Below are 20,897 nucleotides of genomic sequence, written 5' to 3'. Positions count from 1 at the left end.
GGGGCAGGATCAAGCCCATGAGTCCCTCCGTTTCCTCCGACGTCGACGCCGTCGTCGTGGGCGCGGGGCCGAACGGGCTCGTCGCCGCGGTGCGGCTCGCCGAGGCGGGCCTGCGGGTGCTCGTGCTCGAGGCGGCCGATCGCCCCGGCGGCGGGCTGCGCAGCGAACAGCTGACTCTGCCCGGGTTCGTGCACGACCTCGGCGCGACGGTGCACGCGCTCGGCCTCGCCTCTCCGGCGATGCGGGCGCTCGACCTGGGGCGCGAGGGTCTCGAGCTCGTGCATCCGCCCACCCCCCTCGGCCACGCGATCGACGCAGGCCGCTCGGCACTGCTGCACCGCTCGATCGACGCGACGGCCGAGGGTCTCGGCCGCGACGGGCGGGCCTGGCGCGGGATGCTCGCGCGCCTCTCCGCGAATTGGCCGGGCCTCGCCGCCTCGGTGCTCGACCCGACCCGGCTGCCGCCGCACGATCTGGGCGCGCTGCTCGGCTTCGGAGCGCGGGGGCTGTGGCCGGCGTCGCTCGTCGGCCGCACGGTCTTCCGGGACGAGCCGGCGCGCGCGCTCTTCGCGGGGCTCGCCGCCCACGCGGCCGTGCCGCTCGGGCAGCCGCTCACGACGGGCATCGGCCTCATGCTCGGCGGCCTCGCGCACGGAGTCGGCTGGCCCGTCGCCCGCGGCGGCTCGCAGTCGGTCGCCGACGCGCTCGTCGCCCGCTTGACCTCACTCGGCGGCGAGCTGCGCACGGGCCACCGCGTCACATCGCTCGCCGAGCTGCCGAGCGCGCGCGTCGTCGTGCTCGACCTCACGCCGCGGCAGGTGCTCGCGATCGCGGGCGAAGCGTTGCCCGCGCGCTACGCTCGCCGGCTGTCTCGGTGGCGGTACGGTGCCGGAGTCTTCGCAGCGCACTGGGCGCTCGACGGCCCCGTGCCGTGGGCCGACCCCGCGCTCTCCGGCGCCGGAACCGTGCACATCGGCACGGCCGAACAGGTCGCGCGCACCGAGCGCGAGGCCGCGCGCGGTCGGCACGTCGACGACCCGTGGGTGCTCGCCGTTCAGGCCACCGTCGCCGACCCGTCGCGCGCGCCCGCCGGCAAGCACACGCTCTGGGCCTACTGCCGCGTGCCCAACGGGTCGACGGTGGATGCCCTGCCCGCCCTCGAGGCGCAGCTCGAGCGCGTCGCCCCGGGGTTCCGCGAGCGCGTGCTCGGTCGGCATGTCATGGGCCCGGCCGCCCTCGAGTCGTGGAACGCGAACATCGTCGGCGGCGACATTGGCGGCGGCGCGACCGACTGGCGGCAGCTCGCCGCCCGGCCCTCGCTCTCGCTCACGCCGTGGGCCACGCCCGTGCCGGGGCTGTACCTGTGCTCGTCGTCGACGCTGCCCGGCGGCGGCGTGCACGGCATGGGCGGCTGGAACGCCGCGGGCGCGGCGCTCGCCCGGCTCGGCGCGGGCAGCACGGGCGTCACCGGCGCGAGCGGAGCGTCCCGTGGCTGACTTCGCAACCGCCCGCGCGACGCCGCCCGCCTGGTCGATGGCGGTCGCCGCGATGCTGCTCATCCAGGTGTCGAACGCCCTCTCGGTCACCGTGATCGACGCGGTCGGCGCGGCCGGAACCTCATGGTTGCGCATGTGCTTCGGCGCGGTCTTCCTGCTGCTCATCGTGCGGCCGAACGTGCGCAGCATCCGTCGCGCCGACGTTCCGACGCTGCTCATGCTCGGTGCCGTGACCGGCCTCATGACGACGTTCTTCCTGGCCGCGCTCGACCGCATCCCGCTCGGCACGGCCGTCGCGATCGAGTTCCTCGGCCCGCTCACCGTCGCCGCGGTCATGAGCCGCCAGCGCCGAGCGCTCGTCTGGCCGGCCCTCGCGCTCGTCGGCGTGGTGCTGCTGACCGAGCCGTGGCAGGGGGCGACGGATGCTCTCGGCATCGTCTTCGCCCTGCTCGCGGGCATCTGCTGGGGTCTCTACAACCTGCTCACCCAGCGGGTCGGCGACCGCTTCAGCGGCATCACGGGGCTCGCTTTCACAATCCCGATCGCGGCCGTCGTGACGACCGTCATCGGGCTGCCGCAGGTGATCGGCGGCGCGCCCACGGTGCCGATCATCCTGCTCGCGGCGGGCATCGCGCTCATCACGCCCGTCATTTCGTTCGGGCTCGAGATGCTCGCCCTGCGCCGAATGACCCATACGGCCTTCGGCACGCTGCTCGCGATCGAGCCCGCGTTCGGGTTGATCGTCGGGCTCATCATCCTGAGCCAGCTTCCCGGACCCCTGCAGATCATCGGCATCGTGATCGTCATCGTCGCGGGCGCCGCGGCTCAGCGCGACGGCACCCGCTCACGAGCCGTCGACGATCCCGTCGTCCCACCACCGCAGCACGCGGAGTGACAGGAACGTCAGCCACGGCGACGGCTCGCCGACCGGCACGTCGAGCTCGAACCAGACGCGGCCCGGGTGGCGGCGCTCTTGCACCCAGGTGTTGTCGGGCTGCTGGGCGTCACGGATGATCCCGATCGCGTCGGATGCCCGCTCGTCGGGCGGCGTGCCCTCGAGCAGTGACGCCCGTCGCAGGTAGTCCATGACGTTGAGGGCGCTGTAGACGTGGCGGAACGGGTAGCCGAAGTGCGTGGCCCAGGGCGCCACGAGCTCGCCGGTCGACGCGCGGTAGAGCATCCGTCGCCGCAGCAGGTACTCGTGCGCCGCGTGACGCGCCGGGCGCAGACGGGTGTCGCCCGTGCGCTCCTCCCAGTCCAGGATGCCCTTCAGCGAGTTGAGCGTCGAGTGGAAGCTCGACCGCGTCGAGCCCTCGACCCACTCGCAGTTCCAGCCGCCCTCGGCCATCTGGTGCTCGGCGAACCACGTGGCGATCGCATCGACGTCGGCGCCGAGCCAGGCGCCGTTGGCGAGGGTGAAGCCGTTGATGCACGCGTCGACCTCGCCGCCCCAGTAGGGCAGGTCGTCGTACTCCCACCGCGCGTTAGCGGCGAGCTTCTCGGCCGTGCCCGCGAGCGCCGCGGCGTCGAGGCCGAACTCGCGCAGGGTGTTGAGGGTCCAGGTGGTGGCCGTCCAGGGCTGACCCTCCTGCGCCTCCTCGCTGTCCCAGTCGAACCCCGCCGGAAAGTACGCGCCACCCGCCCACTGGCCGTCGGCATCCTGATGCGCGAGCAGCGCGGCGCCCATGCCTTCGGTCGCGACGCGCGCGCGGGTCGCCTGCCACACGTGCTCGGGCTCATCGGCGAGGTCGCGCTCGACCTGCCAGCGCAGCGCCGGGTCGGTGTCGAGCATCCACTGCAGCAGCGCGGGCTCGATCGGGGATGAGCCGTTCACCATGCCGCGAGCGTATCCCCGCGTGCCGACGGCGTCACGAGTCAGAAAGGAAGAGATGGTGGACCTGAGGGGATTCGAACCCCGCGACCGCAGGTGATGCGGTTGCGCGTCGAGCGAGAGCCGAGCATCAGAGCGGTGGGATGGTGGACCTGAGGGGATTCGAACCCCTGACCTCCTCGATGCGAACGAGGCGCGCTACCAACTGCGCCACAGGCCCGTGGTGCGTCGTCCACATTACCATTCGCGCGCGGAGCGCTCGACCGAGTGCCGCGCGGGCTCAGCCGGCGGCGCGACGGCGCTCGAGCACCTCGTCGAGGTCGGGCGCGCGCGTCGGCAGCCCGTCGACGAGGCCCATGCCGGCGAATCGGCTCGCGGCGGGCCGAGCGACCTCGGGCGCCTTCCACTCCGAAGTTATGGAAGCGGCCGCGGCGACGTCGGGGGATGCCGCACGGGCTGCCGCCCGCTGCGTCCGCTCAGCCTCGGCCGCGGCAGCGGCGAGCGCGGCCGCGTGGTCGAGAGCCGGAGCCGCAGCTCCGGTCGGCACGACCGGCGCGCTGAGGTAGCTCGGCTTGGGCAGCGGCACGGGCGTCCACTCGCGGCGCGCGACCGCGGGAGCCCGGCGAAGCGGGGGCGCCAGATCGACGAACTCGGGGGCGGCCACGCCCGCGACAGGAGCCGTGCGGCGGCGCTGGGCGCGCGCGAGACCCGTGAGCAGCATCCCGCCGCTGATCGCGACGAAGGCCGCGAAACCGGCCCAGGCCCAGGCCGAGAACGCGATCGCGACACCGATGCCGACGAGAGCGAGCAGGGTCGTGAGCGAGGTGAGCGCGCGCGAGCGGCGCAGGCGGCGCTGACCGAGGCGTGCGGCATCCATCTCGGCCATGAGGCCCGGCGCCGACTCGGTGAGCCGAGCCCGCAGCGCGCGCTGGGCGGCGGCCTCACGTGCGCGCTCGATCGCCGCGAGCTCGCGCTGCCGGGCCGCGAGCGAGCGCTGCTGCGCCGCGACATCGCGCGCCGTCAGCTCGGCGCGCACCGACTCGGGCACCTCGGCGGCGTGCGCCATGATGCGCAGCGTCTGCTGCAGGCGGATGGCGTTGCGCTCGGTCGCGAGGTACTCGCGGCGCCGGCGCCACATGGGCACCAGATAGAGCAGCCAGAGGGCCGCGGCGATGACGATGAGGATCGCCGTGCCGCCGCCCGTGGACTCCATGCCGGAAGGGTACGATTCACGAGCCGGTGCGGTCGGCAGGTCGGCGGAGTGTTGGCAGACCCGAGGCCGCATCCCCTCCCCTCACCCCTCTCAAAGGACACCATGTCGTCGACCCCTGCCCCCGCGCCCGCCTCCGAGTCCCCCACCGAGGGTGCAGAGAAGACCGGACTGCGCGGCTTCTTCGGCAACGCCGAACTGCTCATCGTGATTCTGCTCGGCATCGTCTCGGTCGCCACCGCCTGGGTCTCGTTCCAGGCCGCGCTCTACGACGGCCAGACCGCCAAGGCGCTCTCGCTCTCGCAGAGCACCACCGCCGAGGCCGAGTCGCTCTACCTCGAAGGCAACCAGGAGTACGTGCAGGATTCGCAGACCCTCGCGCGCCTGACCGAGCTGCAGGCGCAGATCGACGCGGGAGACCCCATCGCCGCCGAGGTCTATGACGCCCTCTACTTCGTGGCCGTGAGCGAGCACTTCGGCGCCGCCATCGAGCGCACCGACGCCATCAACGCCGCCGACACCGAGTTCTACACGAGCCCGCTCGACGACGAGGAGTACCAGAGCGTGCTCTTCGGCGCCTACGCCGAGAAGAGCGACGAAGCGGTCGCCCTCATCGCCGAGGCCGACGAGCTCGACGGTCGCGGCGACTGGCTCACCCTCACGACCGTGCTCATGGCGATCTCGCTGTTCCTGCTCGGTGTCGCCGCCGTTGTGCGCTCGCGCCGCGTGCAGTACTCGCTCATCGTGATCGGCTCGGCGATCTTCGTGTTCGCCGCCGCGATCATGCTGACGATCCCCGTCACCTGGGTCTAGCGGCGCATCGCCTGCCGCTCGCGCTCAGCGCGCGGGCGGCAGGCTAATGCCGCGGCGCGCGGCGATGAGATCGAGCTCGGGCACGGTCGCCGCGCCGGGGGGAACGCGCCCCGCCTTCCAGCGCTGCAGCACGCCCTGCGGCACCTCTTCGACCGTCAGCGCGAAGCAGAAGTGGTCGCGCCAGTAGCCGTTGATGTGGATGTAGCGGCGACGCAGCCCCTCGTAGCGGAACCCGAGCTTCTCGACGACCCGCAGGCTCGGCCCGTTCTCGGGGCGGATGCAGATCTCCATACGGTGCAGCCCGACGGTGAAGAAGACGTGATCGGTCGCGAGCGCCACGGCCGTGGGAGTGAGCCCGCGCCCCGCGAAACCCGCCCCCACCCAGTAGCCGCACGTCGCGGAGGCGAGCGAGCCGTACGTCATGCCGCTCACGTTGAGCTGACCCGCGAGACGCCCCTCGGTCTCGATGATGAACGGAAGTCCCGTCCCGGCGCGCGCGGCGCTCAGCAGGTTGCGGATGCTCCCCCGGGTGTCCCAGTGCAGGGGTGCCGAGGGGCTCGTGGCCTCCCACGGCCGCAGCCAGCTGCGGCTGTCGATGAGCTCGGCCTCGAGGGCCCGCGCATCGCGGACGCGGATGGGCCGCAGCACCGTCGCGCCATCGCGCAGTGTGGGGATGATCGATGCCACGCCTCAGTCTAAGCGGGAGGCGAAATCTCTCAGCCACGGGCGCAGCTCGGGGCCGAGATCGGCGCGCTCGACGGCGAGCTGCACGATCGCCTTGATGTAATCGAGGCGATCGCCCGTGTCGTACCGTCGGCCGCGGAAGATCACGCCGTAGACGCCGCCCGCCTCGGCGTCGCCGGCGAGCTCGAGCAGGGCATCCGTCAGCTGGATCTCTCCGCCCTTGCCGGGTGCCGTGTGCTCGAGGATGTCGAAGATCTCGGGCTTCAAGACGTAGCGGCCGATGACGGCGTAGTTCGAGGGCGCGGTACCCGGTGCGGGCTTCTCGACCAGGTCGACGACGCGCACGACATCCGGGTCGTCGGTGGGCTCGACCGTCGCGACGCCATAGAGGTGCGCCTGCGCCGGATCGACCTCGAGCAGCGCGATGACGCTCGTATCGCGCGCCTCGTGCACGTCGATCATGCGCTCGAGCAGGGGGTCGCGCGGGTCGATGATGTCGTCTCCGAGCAGCACCGCGAAGGCCTGCCGACCCACGTGCATGTGGGCGCGCAGCACGGCGTGACCGAGGCCGAGCGGGTCGCCCTGCCGCACGTAGTGCATGTCGGCCAGGTCGGTCGAGTACTCGACCTTCGCGAGCTTCTCGGTGTCGCCCTTGGCCTCGAGAGTGGCCTCGAGCTCGCCGACGCGGTCGAAGTGGTTCTCGAGCGCGGTCTTGTTGCGCCCCGTGATCATGAGTACGTCGGTGAGACCGGCGCCCACAGCCTCTTCGACGACGTACTGGATGGCCGGCTTGTCGACGACGGGCAGCATCTCCTTCGGCATCGCCTTGGTGGCGGGAAGGAACCGGGTGCCGAGCCCCGCGGCGGGGATCACGGCCTTGCTGATGCGGCGGGTCATGGCGTCAGCGTATCGGGAGGCCTCCGCAGGGCTCGGGGGTTGCCTCGGGCCTACGATGGCGGTATGCCACCCCACGCGCCCGACGGTGACGCGATCGCCGCGAAACGCGCTCTGCGAGCCGAGTTGCGCGAGCGGCGGCGCATCCGCCCGCAGCACGAGCGCGACCTCGCCACCGAGAGCCTGACGCGCCAGCTCATCGCCCTCGCCTCGACGCTCGGGCCGCGATCGCTCTCGTGCTACCTCGCCACGCGCGACGAGCCCGAGACCCGGCCGTTCCTCCGCTGGGCGGTCGAGCAGGGAATCCGCGTGCTGCTGCCGGTCTCGCGCGACGACGGCCTGCTCGACTGGGCTCCCTACGACGATGCCGACGAAGGGCTCGACCTCATCGGCATGCCCGTGCCGACGACCGAGCTTCTCGGCCCGATCGCCATCAACGACGTCGGGCTCATCGTCGTTCCGGCCGCGGCCGTCGACCGATCCGGCATGCGCATGGGCTGGGGTCGGGGCTACTTCGATAAGACCCTGGGGTCGATGGACCGCCGCCCGCCCGTGTTCGCGGTGGTCTTCGAGCACGAGGTGCTCGACGCGCTGCCCCGCGAACCGCACGATCAGGGCGTCGACGGCGTCGTCACCCCGTCGGGCATCACGCGCTTCTCCTCCTGACCGCGCGGTGCGGGGGAATGCTCCGCCCGCCGTATCCTGGAGGGTGGAGGTTCGCCCATGCCCACGTACTCGTACCGCTGCACGGAATGCTCGACGGCGTTCGACATTCAGCAGGCCTTCACCGACGACTCGCTCACCGAGTGCCCGACGTGCCAGGGCCGGCTGCGCAAGGTCTTCTCGGCGGTCGGCGTGACCTTCAACGGCTCGGGCTTCTACCGCACCGACAGCCGCGCCGGAGGGTCTAGCAGCGGTGCGGGATCGTCGTCGGGCTCGGATTCGTCGAGCGGCACCTCGTCAAGCGGCTCCTCTAGCGTCTCACCTGCCACGCCGAGCTCGACCCCCGCCAAGAGCTCCCCCGCGCCGGCCGCCGCGGGCTAGAGTCGGGGCATTCCGCCCCCTCCCTGAAGGAGTCTTCATGCTCGCCGGTTTTAAGACGTTCATCCTGCGCGGCAACGTCATCGAGCTCGCCGTGGCTGTCGTCGTCGGCACCGCGTTCACGGCGCTCGTCAACGCGATCGTTGCCTCGATCATCAACCCCGCTATCGGTGCGCTGCTCAATGCCGAGTCGCTCAGCACTGCCCTCGTCGTGAAGATCCCGACGGTATCCGGAGGCACCGCGGATCTGCTGTTCGGTGCCGTGCTTGCCGCCGTGTTGAACTTCGTCATCGTCGCCGCCGTCGTGTACTTCGCGCTCGTCGCGCCCATGAACTACCTCAACCGCCGAGCGGAAGAGCGCCGGAAGGCGGGCCTGCCCGCTGGCGAGGAGGCGGCGCCCCCGACCGAGCTCGAGCTGCTCGCCGAGATTCGCGACCTGCTCGCGAAGCGCGACAGCACGCCGCCCGCTCCGTAGCGCTCGACGACGACCGAGCGCCGAGCCGCCGTCAGTGCCGCGCGCTCAGGGCGGCGAGAGCGCGCATCGCCTCGTCGGCGCGCGCGGCAGGAACCAGCAGATGATCGTGGAACGCCCCGGCGATCACATTGCAGCTGATGCCGTGCGACGTCAACGCGGCGCTGACCGCGGCCGTCAGGCCCACCGCCTCGAGCGAGGAGTGCACGCGCAGCGTGATCCAGCGGTACGCCCGGCTCGTATCGGCGCCGATGCGCTCAGCCTCGGCGCGGTCGAGTACGACCGAGATGCCCTCCGGTTCGAGCACGGTCGCCGCGGCATCGACACCCTCGAGCGATTCGACGGTCGAGAAGAACCAGTCGCCGGCCACCGGCTCGGGTCGCATCGTTCTGAGCAGCACGTCGAGGTCGGTCTCGCCCCGAGCCCGCGTCGCGTTCGCGCTCGTCATCAGTAGTGCGGCGGCTTCTCGGCCGTGAGGCGGGCGTCGTTCTCGTCGAGCCGGTGCCGCGCAGGCGCCGGGCTCGGAGTCGGATCCGACCCCGGCGGTGGTGGCGTCGTGACCCGGCGCGAGCCGCGGCCTCGCACGCGCGGGGCGCGCCCCGCATCCGTCTCGCTCATGCCCTCAGCGTACGCGCGCGACGACGCGGCGTCAGCGCGTGATCGCGAGCTCGTCGGTCGGGTGATCAGAGCCGCGGCCGGGTACGGGGCCCGCGCCGCTCGACGCCGCCGGCACCCCGCCCGCGAGGGCCTGGATGCGGTCGGCCACCGCCTCCGGGTCGCTGAACAGCTCGAACACGTGCACGCGCGCATAGTGCCAGCCGAGGCGGCGCATGAGGTCGGGGCGCAGGCGCAGCGACTCGCGCAGGCTCAGGTGCGCGAGCGCGGCATCCGTCTCGACGGCGACGCAGTAGCCGCCGCGGCTCGCCACGAGCGGAAGTTTTCCGCGATGCCCCAGTGCGACCGTCATGCCGCGCGCCTCGAGACGCCGAGCAAGGTCGATGAGCATGGGGTCGCTGTCGTCGGGCAGCTCGACGGCCGTGCGGCGCGCCTCGACGTCGGCGAACAGGTCGGCGAGCGCCCGGGCGCCGTGCGAGAGCCGGTCGTCGTCGAGATCGCTCGGGCGGATGCAGCTGACGATGCGCACATAGCGCCGTGCCCGCGTCATCGCGACAGCGAGCAGACGGTCACCGCCGGGGCGGCCCAGCGACCCGAACTCGGTGAGCACGCGGCCGTGCGGCGTGCGGCCGAAGCCGATCGAGAAGATGACCCGGTCGCGCGACTGCGCCACCGACTGCTCGATCGTGAGCACGGCGAACGGCTCAGGCCGATCGCCGAGCAGCACGTCGTGCAGGTCGGGGCGGTGCGTGAGGGCCTCGAGCACGGCGGTGTGCACGCGCGCGGCGTGCTTCGCGCTCGCCGTGATGACCATGAGCGACTCGTTCGGGCGCGCCGTGGCGTGCTCGATCACCAGATCGACCGCGCGGCGCACCTCGGCATCGACGCTCTCGATCGCTCCCGTGACCTCGTCGGGCATGCCGTGACCGTCGTCGAGGTAGTCGACCGCGATCGAAGGATGCCCGAGGAACGAGCCGGCCCACGGCAGCGACTCGATGCGGCCGGCGTAGAACCGCCGGTTCACGAGCTCGGCGAGGTCTTCGCCCCCCGCGCGATACGAGCGCGTGAGAGACAGCGCCGGCAGCAGCTCGCTGAGCTGGAAGAGGGCGGAGGCGGCGTGCAGGGCATCCACGTCGCCGTCGTCGTCGGGGTCGCCGACCGCGATCGTGAACGGTGCCGGAGCCTGCGTGACGGGGTCGCCGACGGCGACCACCTGGCGGGCACGACGCACCGAGCACGCGACCTCGGCGACCGTCACGGCGCCCGCGTCGAGCAGCAGCACGGTGTCGAACGGGATGTCGTCGCTGATCTCGTGCACGTCGTAAGGCGAGGCGAGCCAGATCGGCGCGACCGGCCGGCTCAGGTGCGGGGCCTCGCGCTGCAGCTGCGCGGCAGTAATCGCGCCGCTCTTCAACAGGGTCTTGAGCGCGGCGGCCTCGTCGGGCCAGTCGGTGATGCCGATCGACCAGTTCTCGGCGAGCTGCCACGCCAGCAGCTGCGCGCTGCCCGCGGCGTGCGCCTCGTCGACGAGCCGGAAGTCGGCCTCGAGGCGCTCGAGCACCTCGGGCTCGGCGCCGAGCAGGGCGCGATCGTGCTGCAGCAGGCTGTCGAGGGCCGAGCGCCACCAGGCGAGTTCGAGCTCAGCCGCGACCTGCGCGTGCGGAACATGGCGCGCCGCCAGATCGCTCAGCAGCGGCCCGACGTCCCAGCGCTCGAGGTGCTGCAGCAGGGTCGTGCGCTCCTGCAGGTTGGCGAGCACGTCGCTCTCGGCGGCGAGGCCGGCGAGCAGGGCGTGCAGCTCGGTCAGCGGGCGGTGGGCGAGCTGCTGGTCGCGACTGTGGTGGTTGAGCGGAGCATCCAGCGCCTCGAGATCCTGCTCGACCTGCTGGTAGGCGACGGCCACGTCGGCGATGCCGACCGGCACGGCGGGGGTGATGCCGCTGGGCACGAACCGCTGCCAGAGCACCCGCTGCTGCTGGATGCGCTGCAGGGCCTCGTGCATGTCGCCGACGGCGACGCCGGGCCGCAGATACTCCTTCGCGAGGGCTTTGAGGCGCCGACGCGTGGTCGCCGGCATCGTGCCCGCCTCGCGGCGCGGGGCGGTCGCCGCGATGAGCTCGCTGAGCGAGCGGTCGAACACGGCGGGCTGGAACTTGTCGAGCGTGTCGCGCAGATCGGCGAGCAGCCGCAGGTACACGCCGAGCTCAGCGATCGACTCGAAGGGCCGCAGCGGGGTCGCGGCGATGAGCAGGCGCCCGCGCTCGACGAGGCGCGGCACGAGATCGTGGTGAAGTCGACGCGCGAGCTCTTGGGCGTGCGCCGCGTCGTCGCCCGTGCGGAATCGGGCTCCGTACCACGGCGAGTCTCCCGGGCCGTAGCTGAACTGCCCCAGCTCGGCGGCCTGAACCATGGCGTCGGCCGCCTCACGGCGGTCGGCCGCCAGCAACTCGACCGCGGCACGACTGAGGCGCGCGCGCGTCGTGGGCGGCGTCGGCAGCAGCTGCAGGCGGCTCAGCTCGGCGATGCAGTCGAGCACGCTGATGCCGAGCTCGGCATCCGGCCGCGAGAGGGCCTCGCGGTACTCGATGAGCACCGAACGCAACCGGATGAGCGCATCGTTCACATCAGCGACGCGCGGGCGCTCGGCCTTCTCGTTGCGGCCGATCGCGCGGATCAGGTCGCGGCGGAGGGTCGAGGCCGACACGGCCGCGCCGGGCAGGCCGATGTCGGTGAGGCGTCGCGCGATGGTGCGCAGGCTCGCGCGACGCGGGCTCACGACGAGCACGCGCTTGTTCTGCGCCACGAGAGTGCCGAGCGCATTGACGATGGTCTGCGTCGCGCCCGTGCCCGGCAACGTCTTGACGACGAGCGAGTTGCCGGCGGCGATGCTCGCGATCACCTGCTCCTGCTCGGCGTCGGCGTCGAGCAGCAGAAGGTCGGTCTCGGGCGGGCGCTGATCGGCGGGGACGGCGTCGACGGGCGACTGGCTCTCGGTGACCGCCCAGCGCGCGCTCGTGTTGCCGGCGAGCGCATCGAGCACCGGGTGCGCGAGATCGTGCGCGTCGGCCACCATCGCCGGGCCCACCTCGGCGAAGGTGCTGACCACAAGACGCGGGCTGATCGTGAAACCGTCGAGGTGGGCGGTCAGGCCGCGCAGCCGATCGAGCGGCGGGTTCGGCTTGAACGCCTCGCCGTCGTGGGCGAGGGCGACGAACGCCGCCTCGTCGAGGTGCAGCGAGAACTGCTCGGCGAGCACCCGCACAAGGGCCGGGTTCACGGCGACGACTCCGGTGAGCGTGAGCTCGACATCCCGGCCCCGACGGCGCATGCGCAGCGGGCGCAGCAGCAGCGGCGCGCAGTGATCGACGCCCTGATGGTGCCACGACACGAGGCCGATGCCGAGCGCCACGGCATCGATGCCGCGCACACTCGCGAGCTCTGCGCCCGCGTCGGCGATGCGCTCGGCGGCGATTCGCGCCTGACGCAGGGCCACATCGTCGCGCACGAGGTTGCTCAGCAGGGTCGGGCTGCCGGCGATGAAGCGCGCCAGACCGCCAGGGTGGCTCGTGCCGAGCTCGATGCGACCGCGCGGGTCGTCGTCGAAGTGCAGCAGGGTGCTGGTGCCGCCCACGCGGGCGAGCTCGGTGCGCCAGCGATCCCAGATGGGCGCGGCGACGTTCATCGGCACGACGCGGGGGTCGTCGAACCGCACCGTCGAGGGCGAGAGCGGGTTGGCCCCGCTCCCCTCATCGGCATCGATCTCATGATCGTCGTATCGGTCGGCACGCCACACGCGGCCACTGTATGTCTGCTCCGGCTGAATCCCTGGGATTTCTACCGGTCTGCCCCCGAACCCGACCGCCGTGTTCACAACTCAGGCTGAACTGCCGTGGGAGCGTGCACAGCGCAGCACATCGGGCACGTCAGCCTGAGTTGCGAACAAGATTGCCGTTCTAGGATCGGGGCGTGGAGCTCGTGGGCGGAGTCGTGTCGGCGCTGGTCGCGGGCGGCGTCACGCTGCTCGTCGTCGTGGCCGCGGTACTGATCGGCGGCATCGTGATCGTCGCCCGGCGTCGCGGCCGCTCCGGCCGGCTGCTGCGGGCCCCCGACGACATCCGCCGCCGCGCCGGTTCGGCCCTCGTGCGCGCCGACGACCGCATCGGCGAGGGCGAGGCCGACGTCGAGTTCGCGATCGCCCAGTTCGGCGAGCGCGCCGCGCAGGACTACCGTGGCGCCGTGCGCCGCGCGCGCGCCGACCGCGACGAGATCTTCCGCCTGCACCGCCTCATCGACGACGAGCCCGACGCCGGCCTCGCCAACCGCGAGCGCACCGACCGCATCGTCATGCTCGCCGACCGCATCGACCGCACGCTCGGCGAGCAGGCCGCGGCCTTCCGCGACCGGCGGTCGCTCGAGTCGACCGCGCCCGAGCGTCTGGAACGACTGCGCACGCGGGTGACCGAGGCGCGAGCCCGACTGACCGAGGCGACGCGGCAGCGGGATGCCCTGCTCGCCCAGCACGCCCGCACCGCGCTCGGCGCCGCCGCCGACGCGCCCGAGCGCGCCGCCCGCGAGCTCGATCGTGCCGAGGGTCTGGCAGCGGATGCGGCCCCGGGCAGCACGGCCCCCGCGAGCAGCGTCATGGCGACGATCAGCGAGGCCGAGCGGCTGCTGTTCTCGGCCGAGGAGGCGATCGAGTCGGTCGCGGCCGCCACCGACCGGCTCGACGACGCCGCCGAGGCTCTGCGGCGCCTGCGCGACGACGCCCGAAGCGCGCGCACCGAGGCACTCGAGGCAGCGCAGACCGCGCCCGACGGCGACACGGGTGTCGCCATCACGGAGGCCGTGGCGCAGCTCGACCGGGCGGCGGGCGACGGCGCGGCGAGCGCCGCCGATCCGCTCGAGCAGCTCGCCGACCTGCGCGAGGCGATGGACGCCGTCGAGGTGTCGCTCGCCTCGTCGCGCACGCAGGCGCAGCGCCTCGCGCACGCGCGCGAGGCGTACCACGCCGCACGCGTGCAGGCCGAGGCGCAGCTGCTCGTCGCGCGCGATGCCGTCGGCTCAGGCGGCTCGGCGGGCGCGCGGGCGCGGCTGGAGGATGCGGTCGACGAGCTGCGGGCATCCCGCACGATGCTCGATACCGACCCCGTCGGCGCGCTCGATGCCGTGCGCCGCGCCCTGACGCACGCGCGCGACGCCGAGGTGCTCGCGCGCTACTGAGCGCTACTGAGCCTGCAGCCAGGCGAGCACCGCGAGCACGCGGCGGTGGTCGCCATCGGCGGCGTCGAGGCCGAGCTTGGCGAAGATCGCCGAGATGTGCTTCTCGACGGCGCCGACGCCGATGAACAGCGAGCCGGCAATGGCCCCGTTGGTGCGGCCCTGCGCCATGAGCTCGAGCACCTCGCGCTCGCGCGTCGTGAGCGACTGCAGCGGGTCGACCCGGCGGGCCATGAGCTGCGTGATGACCTCGGGGTCGAGCACGGTGCCGCCCGCGGCGACCCGCTCGAGAGCATCGCGCACCTCGTCGAGCGAGACGACGCGGTCTTTCAGCAGGTAGCCGACCCCGCCCGTTCCGGCCGCGAGCAGCTCTTGCGCGTACGCCACTTCGACATACTGCGACAGCAGCAGGATGGCGATGGCGGGGTGCCGGCGCCGCAGCTCGATCGCGGCGCGCACGCCCTCGTCGCGGAACGTCGGCGGCATGCGCACGTCGAGCACGACCGCATCGACCTCGAGCGCGGGCACCGCGGCGAGCAGCGCCTCCGCATCGCCGAACGCCCCGACGACCTCGACGCCGGCATCGCGCAGCACGCGAACCAGCCCTTCGCGCAGCAGCACCGAATCATCGGCGACCGCGACGCGAAGGGCTGACATGCCCTCCAGATTAGGCACTCGGCTCGCTATCGGCGGCCGGGGCGGTGGATGCTGCGCCGACGCCCGCGAGCGGCAGCGTGACCGTCACCGTGGTGGGGCCGCCCCCGGGGCTCGAGATCGCGAACGTGCCGCCCATGCCCGCCGCGCGGTCGCGCAGCCCGGCCAGGCCGTGCCCGACCGACTCGACCGCTCCGCCCACGCCGTCGTCGGTCACGGCGACGACGAGTGCTCCGTCTGCCGTGGTGACGCTCAGCGTGATCGTGCTCGCCTGCGAGTGCTTGGCGGCGTTGGCGATGAGCTCGCTCGCCACGAAGTAGGCGTTGCGCGCCACCTCGTCGGGCAGGTTCGCCGTCGCGCCGAGCTCGGTCTCGAGCGTCACGGGGATGCTCGACCGGGTCGCGAGCGACTCGAGCGCGGCGAAGAGTCCGCGGTCGAGCAGCAGCGGCGGCGCGAAACCGCGCGACAGGTTGCGCAGCTCGTCGAGGGCGTCTTGCGCCTGACGCCGGGCATCCTGGATCAGACCGGCGGCCTCGTCGGGGCTCGCCTCGAGACGGCGCTCGGCGGCGGCGAGGTCCATCTGCAAGCGGATGAGGCGCTGCTGCGGGCCGTCGTGGATGTCGCGCTCGATGCGGCGCAGCGCCGAGCCCTCGGCGGCGACGGCCGCCTGACGCGAGGTGAACAGGCTCGACACCTGCTGCTCGAGCTGCTCGTTCGTGAAGCGGCCGAGGAAGGGGCGGGCGATCGCCGCGTGCAACCAGGTGAGGCCGCGCAGCACGTAGGGCAGCGTGACGAGGGCGATGACGCCGAGCACGATGAAGATCGTGGCCACGACCGGAGCCGCCGTCGCGATCCAGGCGTCGGGGAAGCGCACGCCGGGGCCCGTGAACCAGTCGTCCGGCCCGCGCAGGGCGAGCGTGATCGGCAGGGCGATGGCGCCGCCGATGAGCGACACCCAGACGACGAGCACGACGAAGCTGATCGTGGCGATGATCGGCGCGATGATCGCGCCGTGCAGCAGGCTCAGCCAGTAGCGGCCGTTGGCGAGCGGCCGCAACCAGCGCTTCCACCACACCATGGTCGGGTCGGCCGGCCACTCGGGCTCGGCGATCGGGGCCTCGCCCGACCAGCGAAGCCGCGCGATCTCGAACGATCCGGCATACCGGGCCAGCAGCAGCGTGAGCGACAGCAGGAAGATGCCGCCGATGATGATGAGCAGGCTCACCGCCGTCGAGAACAGCGAGGTGAGGATGGTCATCACGGCGATCGCGATCGCGAAGGTCGGCACGAGGTAGCCGAGCGCGCGGGGCACGCGGCGCCACAGGGCGCCGTAGCTCCAGCTGTCGGCGACGGCCGGCGCCGCGGCGGGGGCCGGGGCGGCAGGGGTGGTGGTCATGGTGTTCTCCTGAGGTCAGACTGCCACGGCGCACCTCGCGCCGGGATGACTCCAGCCTCGCGACCGGCGTCGCGCCGCGGCATCCGAGCCACCCCCGAACCGTGCGGGGGGTATCCCCCCCTTGCCCGATGCCTCAGATCTCAGGCCTCGAGCCGCAGCGCCACCACGGTCACGGCGATCGTGACACTGATCGGCGCCTGCCACTCGAGCAGCACCTTCTCGACCTTCGCGCGATCCTGATGGAAGGCGTTGGGCCCCATGAACACGGCGTCGAGAGCCTGCTCGACACTCAGCTGCACGCGCTGGCGCACCTCGACCGAGCTCACGAGGGTCGCCTCGGGGATGCTCGCCGCAACCTCCTCCGCCTTGCCGGCGGGCACCCTCATGAGCTTGAGGCCGTGTCCTAGCTCGCGCATGTGGTCGGCGTGCGGCACGGCGAACACCGCGGTGCCGCCCGGGGCGAGGATGCGCCGCACCTCGCCCGCGGCGCCGGGCGCGAAGATGCGCAGGGCCACATCGACGCTGGCATCGCGCAGCGGGATTCCCGTCCACACATCGGCGCTCACCCCGGCCAGCCGATCATGCGCGCGGGCCGCGATGCGCACCGCCGGAGCCGAGGCGTCGAGCACGACTCCGCGCAGCCCCGGGCGGGCATCCAGAATCGTCGCGGCGTACCAGCCGGTGCCGCCGCCGAGGTCGGCGAGCCAGCCGCGAGCGTCGGTCGGCACGGCTGCGAGCACGGCGGACGCGATGTCGTCATGAAACCCCGCGGCCTGGAAGCGCTCACGCGCCTCGAGCATCTCGGGGGTGTCGCCCGTCGCCGGAGCACCCTTGCCCTTGTGGGCGGCGCGCAGGCTCAGATAGCCCTGGCGGGCCCGGTCGAAGTGGTGGCGGTTGGCGCACGAAGCGCCGCCATCGGCCGCGCTCAGCGGCTCGCCGCAGCTCGGGCACTGCAGGATGTCGAAGGCCGCGTCGAGGGTGCTCACGTGCGCAACCGTACAGGGCGGGGCGGGCGAGGTCGCGCTCGATAGGCTGGCGGCGGCGACTCCCGAGCAGGTTCGGCGGCCATCCCCTCGGCACGAAGGTCATCTCATGGCGGTCGTCTACACGCTCATCAACGCGCTGTTCATCTCGGTGAGCAACGTGATGGGCGGGGTGGCGGCCCGACGCCTGCCGATCGCGATCGTCGTCGCGATCGCTGGCCCGACGACGATCGTCATCGCGCTGCTTCTGGCCCTTGTCCTGCCCGGAACGCCGAGCTGGCCCGGGTTCTGGCTGGGCTTCCTCGCCGGGCTCTTCGGCGGCAGCGGCCTTCCCGTCGCTTACCGCGCCTTCGCGATCGGGCCGGTCGGCATCGCGGGCGCCGTGCTCGCCGTCGTGGGGACGGCGTTGCTCGTGCTCGTCGGCGTCATCACGGGCGACGCGATCACTCCCCTGCGCGGCGCGGGTCTCGCGCTTGGCCTCATCGCCATCTTGCTCGTCACCTATCGCCCGCCCGTCGACGGCGTGCGGCCGAGCCTGCGCGGGCCGCTGCTCGCCGCAGTCGCCGCGACGCTCTTCACGGGCTTCATCGTCACCATCAACGCCGCCCCGCAGGCCGACGGACTGTGGCCGATCGTCGGGGCGCGCTTCGGCATCACGACGGTCGCGATGGTGCTGCTGGGGTGGATGCTCTGGCGCGAGGGTGCCCGCACCGTCGGTTCGCACTTCCGCACCCGGTACGTGCTGTTCCCGATGATCACCGGAGCCGCCGACATCCTCGGCAACCTGTTCCTCGTGCTCGCGCTGCAGACGGGCGACCTCGTGCTGCTCGCGATCCTCGCCCCCGCCGCTCCCGTGTTCACGGCGATCATCGGCCGCGTCTTCCTGCGTGAGCTCATGACGCGCTGGCAGGTGCTCGGCCTCGTCGTGGCCTCGGCCGCTCTCGTGCTCGCGTCGCTCTAGCCGCGGCGTCGAGCCGCCAAGCGGGCCAGCACACGCGCCCCGATGAGCACCTCGACCGCGGCGGCCGGGCGCAGCCAGCGCGAGCGCGGCACGTCGACCATGCCGCCCTTCGCGAAGCTCACCACCGTCAGCCCGGCGACCGGGATCGCCCATGCGGCGAAGGTCGCGAGCTGCCAGCCGCGGCTGTGCTCGTGCTTCAGCGTGAACCAGGTCCAGAGGGCGGCATCGGCGAGGTAGTCGCCCTGCGTGCCGAAGCGCGTGACCGTGCCCGTGCGGCGGGCCAGCTTTCCATCGACGAAATCCGTGGCCAGCGCCAGAACCGGAACTGCTGACCCGAGTCGCGCCGCGGCGGCGGGCAGATTGGCCCGGGCGACCGTGAGCAGATTGGGCAGGCCCATCGTGCGGCGCTCTTCGAGCATCCCGAGATGGGTCACGGTCATGAGCCAGCTCGTGAGCACCCACGCGCGACCGTGGGGATGCGCGAGCGCGGCCATGCCGGCGTGCACCGCGGTCGCCTCGGCGAGCGCGATGGGGCGCTTGCGGGCTTCGCGGATGCTGCGCAGCGTCGCGTCGGCGATGAACGCCCCGAGGGCGCGGCCGCCGAAGCCCCCGCGCCGGAGCCCGCCGAGCAGTTCGTTCGTCGCGGCGCGCGAGTTAGCGCCGTCGAGAATCGCCCGTCGGCTCACGGCCCCACCTCCTCGCTCGTCACCCTATTCGGAGCGAGCGAGGCGATGGTGGGAGCCCTCGTCAGCGGCCGGTCGAGTCGGGCGCGCGGTCGACGTCGCCCCGCCAGGCGCCGGTCTCGAAGCCGTTCGTCTCGACGAGGTGCTTGAACTTCTTCAGGTCGCGGTCGATCTGGATGTCGTCGACCTGCAGCAGTGCGCCGATCTTCTCGACGATGCCCTGCGGGGTCCAGGTGAGCTGCAACGAGACGCGGGTCGTATCAGCATCGAGGCGGTGGAACGTGACGACGCCGGAGTGCTCCTCGCCGACGCTCGAGTTCCAGGCGATGCGCTCGTCGGGGTGCTGCTCGACGATCGTCGCCTCGAACTCGCGCGTGACGCCGGCGATCGAGACGGTCCACTCGGTGAGGATGTCGCTCGTCTGAACGATCGTGTCGACCCCCGACATGAACTGGGGGAAGCTCTCGAACTGGGTCCACTGGTTGTAGACGGTCGAGATGGGTGCGTCGATGTCGATGCTGGAATTCACGGTGGCCATGGTGGTCTCCCTGTTCGGTCGGTGGTGAGCCACGCTAGGGGGCTGCTCGATCGGCCGTCAGGGGTTGACTTCACAGGGTCGCGGTCACTCCTCAGAGGTTCGGCGCGCGGCGAGCGCGGTGGCGATGAGCTCGACGACCTCCAGCGGCAGGGGCTGCGTGTGCGGGAAGTGCACCGAATCGGTCTTGGCGCGATACGGCCCGACCGCGGCCTCGAAGGCATCGTCGCCGCGGTAGATCGGGTAGAGCGCGAGGTGCTTCGTCCAGTTCGCGTAGTGCAGGCCGTGGCGCGCGCCGACCATGACGGCGGGCATCCCGTACCGGAACGCCTCGGTGCCGCCCGGCACGCAGCGCAGCAGCGTCTCGCGCACGGCGAGCAGGCGCTCGCGCGCGGCCTCGGGCGCCGCCGCGATGTAGTCGTCGATCTCGCTCATGGGCCCATCCAACACCCGGGATAACACAAATGACGGAGTTCCGGACTGGTTGTGCCCCCAAGATGCCTGCGAGGGTCGCAAACTCCGTCATTTGCCACGAGCGACGCTGGGGCGGTGCAGACGAGCGGGGCTCAGCGGGCGGCGGCGACCCGGGCGAGCGCGATGCGGTCGGCGGCGTCGAGGGGCGTGATGCCCTCGAGCGTCGCGAGGGCGAGCACGTCGGCGAGCGTGCCGCCGATGCCGCGCAGGCGCGCGTCGACGGACTCGGGCGCCTCGCCGCGCTCAGTGAGGGCGAGGTGGATGACTCCCCCGGCGTTGACGACGTAGTCGGGGGCGTACAGGATGCCCCGCGCGGCGAGGGCGTCGGCCCCACTGCGCTCGGCCAACGGGTTGTTCGCCGGCCCGCAGACGGCGCGCACGGGCAGCTGCTCGATCACGGGGGCGGTCAGGATTCCGCCGAGGCCCGCCGGCACGAACACGTCGGCGGGGGTGGTGACGGCGTCGGCCGCGTCGATCCACGTGGCGCCGAGCTCGTCGGCGAGGGCGCGGGCCGCCGGGTTGATGTCGGTGACGGTCAGCACGGCTCCGGCCTCGGCGAGCCGCCGCGCCAGCCGCGAGCCCACCTGCCCGAGTCCGGAGATCACGAACGACCGGCCGGCGATGCCGGTCGAGCCGAAGGCGGCGAGCAGCACCTGCTCGATCGACGCGAAGACGCCGAGCGCCGTACCGGCGGCCGGCTCCCCCGCGCCGCCATCGGCGGCGGGCAGGCCGACGACGTGCTGCGTCCGCTCGCGCACGATGAGCATGTCGTGCTCGGTGACTCCGACATCTTCGGTCGTGATGTACGCGCCGCCGAACGACTCGACGAGGTCGCCGAGGTCGAGCAGGGCATCCCGTCGCTCGGCCGGGTCGAGGACGCGACCGGGAGGCAGGGCGATGACGGCCTTGCCTCCGCCCGCGCCGATGTCGGCGAGCGC

22 protein-coding genes and 1 tRNA gene are annotated in these 20,897 nt (G+C 72.5%); 8 read left to right on the top strand and 15 right to left on the bottom strand.

Translation table 11 applies throughout. The features are described from left to right. The first annotated feature begins 17 nt into the window (after positions 1-17). The gene (locus ACTIE9_RS03185; protein WP_439564126.1) at positions 18-1,496 is read left to right on the top strand and encodes a phytoene desaturase family protein; all 1,479 of its coding nucleotides are present in this window, start codon (positions 18-20) and stop codon (positions 1,494-1,496) included. Then, positions 1,489-2,391 carry an EamA family transporter gene (locus tag ACTIE9_RS03180; protein WP_439564125.1) on the top strand — a complete coding sequence of 301 codons (903 nt, stop codon included), beginning with the start codon at positions 1,489-1,491 and terminating at the stop codon, positions 2,389-2,391. The genes ACTIE9_RS03185 and ACTIE9_RS03180 overlap by 8 nt, the downstream gene beginning before the upstream one ends. Here ACTIE9_RS03180 and ACTIE9_RS03175 read toward each other — a convergent pair. From ACTIE9_RS03175 to ACTIE9_RS03165, 3 genes are all read right to left on the bottom strand, one after another. Further along, complete coding sequence (locus ACTIE9_RS03175) at positions 2,341-3,333, bottom strand: squalene cyclase (protein WP_439564124.1); 993 nt, start codon at positions 3,331-3,333, stop codon at positions 2,341-2,343. The two genes, ACTIE9_RS03180 and ACTIE9_RS03175, sit on opposite strands and share 51 nt — an antisense overlap. 138 nt (positions 3,334-3,471) lie before the next feature. Beyond that, positions 3,472-3,547: transfer RNA gene (locus ACTIE9_RS03170), tRNA-Ala, on the bottom strand. A gap of 60 nt (positions 3,548-3,607) precedes the next feature. Beyond that, complete coding sequence (locus ACTIE9_RS03165) at positions 3,608-4,540, bottom strand: hypothetical protein (protein WP_439564123.1); 933 nt, start codon at positions 4,538-4,540, stop codon at positions 3,608-3,610. 102 nt (positions 4,541-4,642) lie between these two features. Between ACTIE9_RS03165 and ACTIE9_RS03160 the strand changes: the two genes are divergently transcribed. Then, the gene (locus ACTIE9_RS03160; protein ID WP_439564122.1) at positions 4,643-5,350 is read left to right on the top strand and encodes a hypothetical protein; all 708 of its coding nucleotides are present in this window, start codon (positions 4,643-4,645) and stop codon (positions 5,348-5,350) included. Between the two features lie 24 nt (positions 5,351-5,374). Here the strand turns inward: ACTIE9_RS03160 and ACTIE9_RS03155 are convergent, their stop codons facing one another. Both ACTIE9_RS03155 and galU read right to left on the bottom strand, forming a co-directional pair. Continuing rightward, a complete protein-coding gene (locus ACTIE9_RS03155) occupies positions 5,375-6,037 on the bottom strand; it encodes a GNAT family N-acetyltransferase (RefSeq protein ID WP_439564121.1) in 663 nt (220 codons plus the stop codon). A 3-nt stretch (positions 6,038-6,040) separates the two neighbouring features. After that, the gene (gene galU, locus ACTIE9_RS03150) at positions 6,041-6,931 is read right to left on the bottom strand and encodes a UTP--glucose-1-phosphate uridylyltransferase GalU (RefSeq protein WP_439564120.1); all 891 of its coding nucleotides are present in this window, start codon (positions 6,929-6,931) and stop codon (positions 6,041-6,043) included. Between the two features lie 63 nt (positions 6,932-6,994). Here galU and ACTIE9_RS03145 point away from each other — a divergent pair, with 63 nt between their 5' ends. The 3 genes from ACTIE9_RS03145 to mscL are packed head-to-tail and all read left to right on the top strand — an operon-like array spanning position 6,995 to position 8,444. Continuing rightward, positions 6,995-7,594, top strand: coding sequence for a 5-formyltetrahydrofolate cyclo-ligase (locus ACTIE9_RS03145; RefSeq protein ID WP_439564119.1), 600 nt, complete (start codon positions 6,995-6,997; stop codon positions 7,592-7,594). A 57-nt stretch (positions 7,595-7,651) separates the two neighbouring features. Continuing rightward, on the top strand, positions 7,652-7,972 hold the full coding sequence (locus ACTIE9_RS03140; RefSeq protein WP_439564118.1) for an FmdB family zinc ribbon protein: 321 nt from the start codon (positions 7,652-7,654) through the stop codon (positions 7,970-7,972). A 37-nt stretch (positions 7,973-8,009) separates the two neighbouring features. Then, positions 8,010-8,444: a large conductance mechanosensitive channel protein MscL gene (gene mscL / locus ACTIE9_RS03135; protein ID WP_439564117.1), complete on the top strand. Its 435-nt coding sequence runs from the start codon at positions 8,010-8,012 to the stop codon at positions 8,442-8,444. Between the two features lie 31 nt (positions 8,445-8,475). Here the strand turns inward: mscL and ACTIE9_RS03130 are convergent, their stop codons facing one another. From ACTIE9_RS03130 to ACTIE9_RS03120, 3 genes are read right to left on the bottom strand one after another with little or no spacing between them, the layout of a single operon-like run. Next, on the bottom strand, positions 8,476-8,889 hold the full coding sequence (locus tag ACTIE9_RS03130) for an ACT domain-containing protein (RefSeq protein WP_439564116.1): 414 nt from the start codon (positions 8,887-8,889) through the stop codon (positions 8,476-8,478). Beyond that, a complete protein-coding gene (locus ACTIE9_RS03125) occupies positions 8,889-9,059 on the bottom strand; it encodes a hypothetical protein (RefSeq protein WP_439564115.1) in 171 nt (56 codons plus the stop codon). Before ACTIE9_RS03125 ends, ACTIE9_RS03130 begins: the two co-directional genes overlap by 1 nt. Positions 9,060-9,090: 31 nt before the next feature. Then, positions 9,091-12,849 (bottom strand): AAA family ATPase, encoded by a 3,759-nt coding sequence (locus ACTIE9_RS03120; RefSeq protein WP_439564114.1) that lies wholly within the window; start codon positions 12,847-12,849, stop codon positions 9,091-9,093. 173 nt (positions 12,850-13,022) lie between these two features. On the opposite strand from ACTIE9_RS03120, the gene ACTIE9_RS03115 reads away from it, so the two are divergent. Continuing rightward, positions 13,023-14,276, top strand: a complete 1,254-nt coding sequence (locus tag ACTIE9_RS03115; protein ID WP_439564113.1) for a hypothetical protein — start codon at positions 13,023-13,025, stop codon at positions 14,274-14,276. 3 nt (positions 14,277-14,279) lie between these two features. Here the strand turns inward: ACTIE9_RS03115 and ACTIE9_RS03110 are convergent, their stop codons facing one another. The 3 genes from ACTIE9_RS03110 to ACTIE9_RS03100 form a co-directional block, all read right to left on the bottom strand. Next, positions 14,280-14,930: a response regulator gene (locus ACTIE9_RS03110; protein WP_439564112.1), complete on the bottom strand. Its 651-nt coding sequence runs from the start codon at positions 14,928-14,930 to the stop codon at positions 14,280-14,282. Positions 14,931-14,940: 10 nt separating this feature from the next. Further along, positions 14,941-16,323 (bottom strand): sensor histidine kinase, encoded by a 1,383-nt coding sequence (locus ACTIE9_RS03105; RefSeq protein WP_439564111.1) that lies wholly within the window; start codon positions 16,321-16,323, stop codon positions 14,941-14,943. Between the two features lie 140 nt (positions 16,324-16,463). Next, positions 16,464-17,309, bottom strand: a complete 846-nt coding sequence (locus ACTIE9_RS03100) for a putative RNA methyltransferase (RefSeq protein ID WP_439564110.1) — start codon at positions 17,307-17,309, stop codon at positions 16,464-16,466. Between the two features lie 106 nt (positions 17,310-17,415). Here ACTIE9_RS03100 and ACTIE9_RS03095 point away from each other — a divergent pair, with 106 nt between their 5' ends. Next, the gene (locus ACTIE9_RS03095) at positions 17,416-18,267 is read left to right on the top strand and encodes an EamA family transporter (RefSeq protein ID WP_439564109.1); all 852 of its coding nucleotides are present in this window, start codon (positions 17,416-17,418) and stop codon (positions 18,265-18,267) included. Here the strand turns inward: ACTIE9_RS03095 and ACTIE9_RS03090 are convergent. The 4 genes from ACTIE9_RS03090 to ACTIE9_RS03075 all read right to left on the bottom strand — a co-directional run. Beyond that, entirely contained in the window at positions 18,264-18,953 is a 690-nt protein-coding gene (locus ACTIE9_RS03090) for a CDP-alcohol phosphatidyltransferase family protein (RefSeq protein WP_439564108.1), read from the bottom strand. The genes ACTIE9_RS03095 and ACTIE9_RS03090 overlap by 4 nt on opposite strands. A gap of 61 nt (positions 18,954-19,014) precedes the next feature. Further along, on the bottom strand, positions 19,015-19,488 hold the full coding sequence (locus ACTIE9_RS03085) for an SRPBCC family protein (RefSeq protein ID WP_439564107.1): 474 nt from the start codon (positions 19,486-19,488) through the stop codon (positions 19,015-19,017). 84 nt (positions 19,489-19,572) lie between these two features. Beyond that, on the bottom strand, positions 19,573-19,920 hold the full coding sequence (locus ACTIE9_RS03080; protein ID WP_439564106.1) for an iron chaperone: 348 nt from the start codon (positions 19,918-19,920) through the stop codon (positions 19,573-19,575). A 131-nt stretch (positions 19,921-20,051) separates the two neighbouring features. Continuing rightward, a partial coding sequence (locus tag ACTIE9_RS03075) for a Glu/Leu/Phe/Val dehydrogenase family protein (RefSeq protein ID WP_439564105.1) occupies positions 20,052-20,897 on the bottom strand: 846 nt, incomplete at its 5' end.

Origin of the sequence: Microcella sp., from assembly GCF_051860105.1 — a bacterium.
Classification (GTDB): Bacteria; Actinomycetota; Actinomycetes; order Actinomycetales; family Microbacteriaceae; genus Microcella.
This window is presented reverse-complemented; position numbering and strand designations above follow the sequence as displayed.